General features: G+C 49.4%; 1 protein-coding gene. It reads left to right on the top strand.

Going from position 1 to position 4430, the window contains the following annotated elements; all coding sequences use genetic code 11:
* Positions 1–4430, top strand: a 4430-nt coding sequence (locus VIM87_RS16085) for an amino acid adenylation domain-containing protein (RefSeq protein ID WP_331997979.1), incomplete at both ends; no start/stop codon positions are given.

Below are 4430 nucleotides of genomic sequence, written 5' to 3'. Positions count from 1 at the left end.
GTGATGGCTTAGCACAAGGTTATCTGAACCAACCAGAACTAACAGCCGCTAAGTTCATCGATAACCCGTTCAAACCCGGAGAGCGACTGTACAGAACAGGCGACTTAGGACGTTGGCTGCCGGATGGTAACATAGCCTTCATAGGCCGTAAGGACGAGCAGGTAAAGATCCGCGGTTACCGAATAGAATTGGGTGAGATAGAGAACACTTTGCAAACACAACCAGGTATTGAATCAGCAGTAGTAATAGCCAAAGCTAACAGCAATGGTGAAAAAGAAATAGTAGCCTATATCGTTAGCTCGCAGGAGCAACATATCGCTGGCCTGCGCGCTGCGCTCAGCAAAACCCTGCCTGCTTACATGCTGCCCGCGCATTTTGTACAGCTGGAAGCATTGCCCTTAACACCCAATGGTAAAGTAGATAAGAAAAAGCTGCCGGAACCGGAAGGCTTGGGTATTAGCGGTGTTGAATACATAGCGCCCCGCAATACCACGGAAGAAAAGCTGGCCGCTATCTGGCAGGAAGTATTAGGTCATAATCACATTGGTGTTAAAGATAACTTCTTTGAAGTGGGCGGTCATAGCCTGAAAGCCACTCGTTTGAGTAGCCGCATCTATAACACATTTGAGGTAAAGTTAGCTTTGAAAGACCTGTTCAATTATGCAGTGCTGGAAGAGCAGGCCAGCCTCATTGAACAAAGCAGTAAAGCCGCTTTTGCAAATATACCGCTTGTAAACCCGCAGCCCGCTTATGCCTTATCTGCCGCGCAGCGCCGTTTATGGGTGCTGAGCCAGTTTGAGGAAGGGAGTATTGCCTACAATATGCCCGGCGTGTATGTGCTGGAAGGCCAGCTGGATGAAGCTGCATTTTCCGCTGCTTTTGATCAGCTGATAGCACGGCATGAGATCCTGCGCACCATCTTTAAAGAAGATGAGCAGGGCGAGGTACAACAATATATTCTTTCACCGGAAGCTGCCGGTTTTGCCATTACATTCCAGGACCTGAGAAAAGAAAATTACCAGCCTGCAGATATAAAGCAATTAATACAGGTGGCTACGCAGGCGCCGTTTAACCTGAGCGCCGGTCCCTTAATGCGCGCCGTGCTGTACCAGTTAACGGATCACAAATGGGTGCTCAGCTACACTATGCATCATATTATCAGCGATGGCTGGTCAATGGGTATCCTGGTGAATGAGTTATCTAAACTATACAATGCACAGATCAATGGAGAGCAGCTTGCCTTAGCGCCGCTATCCATTCAGTATAAAGATTACGCTGCCTGGCAACAGCAACAGTTAGCGGAAGGGCAGCTGGCAGCACACCGCGTGTACTGGCTGCAACAGTTTGCTGCCGAACCACCGGTGCTGGACCTGCCTTCAGATTATGCACGCCCGGCCGTAAAAACCTATAATGGCAGCCATGTGCAGCTGCTTGTAAATAAAGATTTACAGGAAGCTTTGCAACAGCTTAGTCAGCGTACCGGCGCCAGTCTGTTCATGAGCTTACTGGCAGTTGTAAAAGTATTGCTGTACCGCTATACCGGGCAGGAAGATCTTGTTACCGGCACACCGGTGGCAGGCCGCTACCACCATCAGCTGGAGGACCAGGTAGGATTTTATGTGAACACGCTCGCCATCCGCTCGGCCATTAAAAGAACAGACAGTTTCATCCGCGTGCTGGAACAGGTAAAGAAAACTACCCTGGATGCCTATACGCACCAGGCTTACCCCTTTGACCAGCTGGTAGATGAGCTGCAGCCGGAGCGCAGCTTAAGCCATCACCCCTTGTTCGATGTGATGGTAGTGCTGCAGGAAAAAGAAACCGCCGCAGCTACCATTGCCACGGGCAAGCTGCAGCATTTAACTGCAAGTCCGTTCAATGTTGAGCAAAACCTCAGCAAATTTGATCTCACATTCAGTTTTACGGAATCTGAAGAAGGCATTATTGCCGATCTTGAATATAATACAGACATTTACGCTGCCTGGCGTATAGAGCAATACCTTGCTCATTTTGTACAGCTGCTTACTGCCATTGTAAAAGACCCGCAGGCGCCGGTAGGGCGTATCAGGTACACCAGCCCGCAGGAAGAGCAGGTGCTGCTGGAACAGTTTAATCCTTCAGCAACAGCCTATCCTCAAAGCAAAACCATTCATGAGCTGTTTGAAGCGCAGGTGGCCCAAACGCCTAACCAGGTAGCTATTGCAGCAGGTAACACACAGCTTACATACCGTGAGCTGAATGAGAAAGCGAACCAGCTGGCAGCCTGTTTAAGGGACCTTTACCAGGTAAAAAAAGAGGAGCCAATAGGACTGATCACAGAACGTTCTATAGAAATGGCCGTCGGTATGCTGGGCATCTTAAAAGCCGGTGCTGCGTATGTGCCTGTTGATCCCGCACACCCTGCAGACCGTATCCGGTATATGCTGGAAGATGCCGGTATAAGAACAGCAGTAATAACAGATGAAACATTAAAAGCTACGCTTAATATCAGCAGCTGTGAGCTGTTAGTAATAAAAGATAACGACCTTATAGCACAATTCCCGACAGCAAACCAGCCGCTGGTAAATGATGCCGGCAGCCTGGTATATGTGATCTATACTTCCGGTTCAACCGGTAAGCCCAAAGGAGTGCAGGTGGAACACCGCTCCCTGGTGAACCTTTGTTACTGGCATAACCGTTCTTTTAAGGTAACTGCGGAGAGTAGGGCTACCGTGTACAGCAGCATTAGCTTTGATGCTGCCGGCTGGGAAGTATGGCCTTACCTGTTGAGCGGCGCTGCTTTATATCCTTTGCAGGATGAAACCCGGCTGGATCTGCCGGCATTAGTGGCTTTTATACAGGAGCAGGGTATTACGCATTGCTTTTTACCAACAGTGATCAGTGAGAAGCTGGCAGACCTGGCGCCTGGCACGCTGGCAAATGTGCAGGTACTTACAGGAGGTGATGCCTTGCGGAACACCGGCAATGGGGGCCTGCAGCTGGTGAACAATTACGGGCCTACAGAAAATACAGTAGTAACTACTTCTATCAATTTACATAACAGCAATGATCCCGCTTTAATACCTATTGGTAGGCCTATTGATAATACACAGGTATACATCCTGGATGAAGATCTGCAGCTGCAGCCCATTGGCATAAGCGGTGAGATCTGTATAGCAGGCGATGGTTTAGCACGGGGATATTTAAATCAACCGGTACTAACCGCCAGCAAATTCATACCGCATCCGTTTAAACCCGGACAGCGTTTGTACCGCACAGGCGATACCGGCCGCTGGCTGCCGGATGGTAACATTGCTTTCACCGGCCGTAAAGATGAGCAGGTTAAGATCCGCGGTTACCGTATAGAGTTAGGAGAAATTGAACATACACTGCAGAACCACCCGGATATTGAAACAGCCGTAGTGCTGGCGCAACCGCTTAACGAAGCCGGGCCGGAGCTGGTAGCCTACATTGTAGCCAAAGCAGCATTGCCGTTGGCAGAGCTGCGTGCTTACCTGGGCAAAACATTGCCTGCATATATGCTGCCCGCTTATGTGATGCAGCTGGAGCAGCTGCCATTAAATGCCAGTGGTAAGGTGGATCGTAAAAAGCTGCCCATGCCGGCTGGTGATGCATTAGCAGCCGGAGTGGCCTATGTGGCGCCGCGCAATGCTACGGAGCAGGAACTGGTAACGATCTGGCAGGAGATCTTAGGGCGTGAGCAGATCAGCGTAAAAGATAATTTCTTTGAGCTGGGCGGTCATAGTTTAAAAGCTACCCGCTTAGCCAGCCAGCTCTATAAACGTTTTGGAACCAAAATAGCGCTGAAAGACCTGTTCAAACACGCAGTGCTGGAAGAACAGGCAGGCCTTGTATTACAGGCTACTAAAAATAGTTTCGTTAGCATACCTCCGGTACCGGTACAAGCTGCCTATGCTTTGTCATCCGCGCAGCGCCGTTTATGGGTGCTGAGCCAGTTTGAAGAAGGTAACCTGGCTTATAATATGGCCGGTACTTATGTGTTTGAAGGCAATTTGAATATTGATGCGTTAACAGCTGCCTTTAATACCCTGATAGGGCGGCATGAAAGCCTGCGCACCACTTTCAGGGAAGATGAGCAGGGGGAAGTAAAACAGTATATAACTGCCGCCGCTGATCTCAGTATCACGTATACGGACCTACGCCAGGAACCTGACCAGACGGAAAAAGTAGCGGCCTTCATTCAGCAGGTAACAGCTACGCCTTTTGATCTGCGTAACGGGCCCTTGCTGTGCGCATTCCTGTACCAGGTAACAGATCATAAATGGGTATTCAGCTTTGTAATGCACCATATTATCAGTGATGGGTGGTCCATGAGTATTTTGATCCGCGAGTTGTTAAGCTTGTATCATGCTTATACCGTTGGCGCCGCCCATCCACTATTACCCTTGCGTATTCAGTATAAGGATTAT

Source organism: Chitinophaga sp., assembly GCF_036569125.1.
Lineage (GTDB): Bacteria > Bacteroidota > Bacteroidia > Chitinophagales > Chitinophagaceae > Chitinophaga.
The sequence above is the reverse complement of the archived record's forward strand: the minus strand, read 5'-3'. Positions and strand labels throughout refer to the sequence as shown.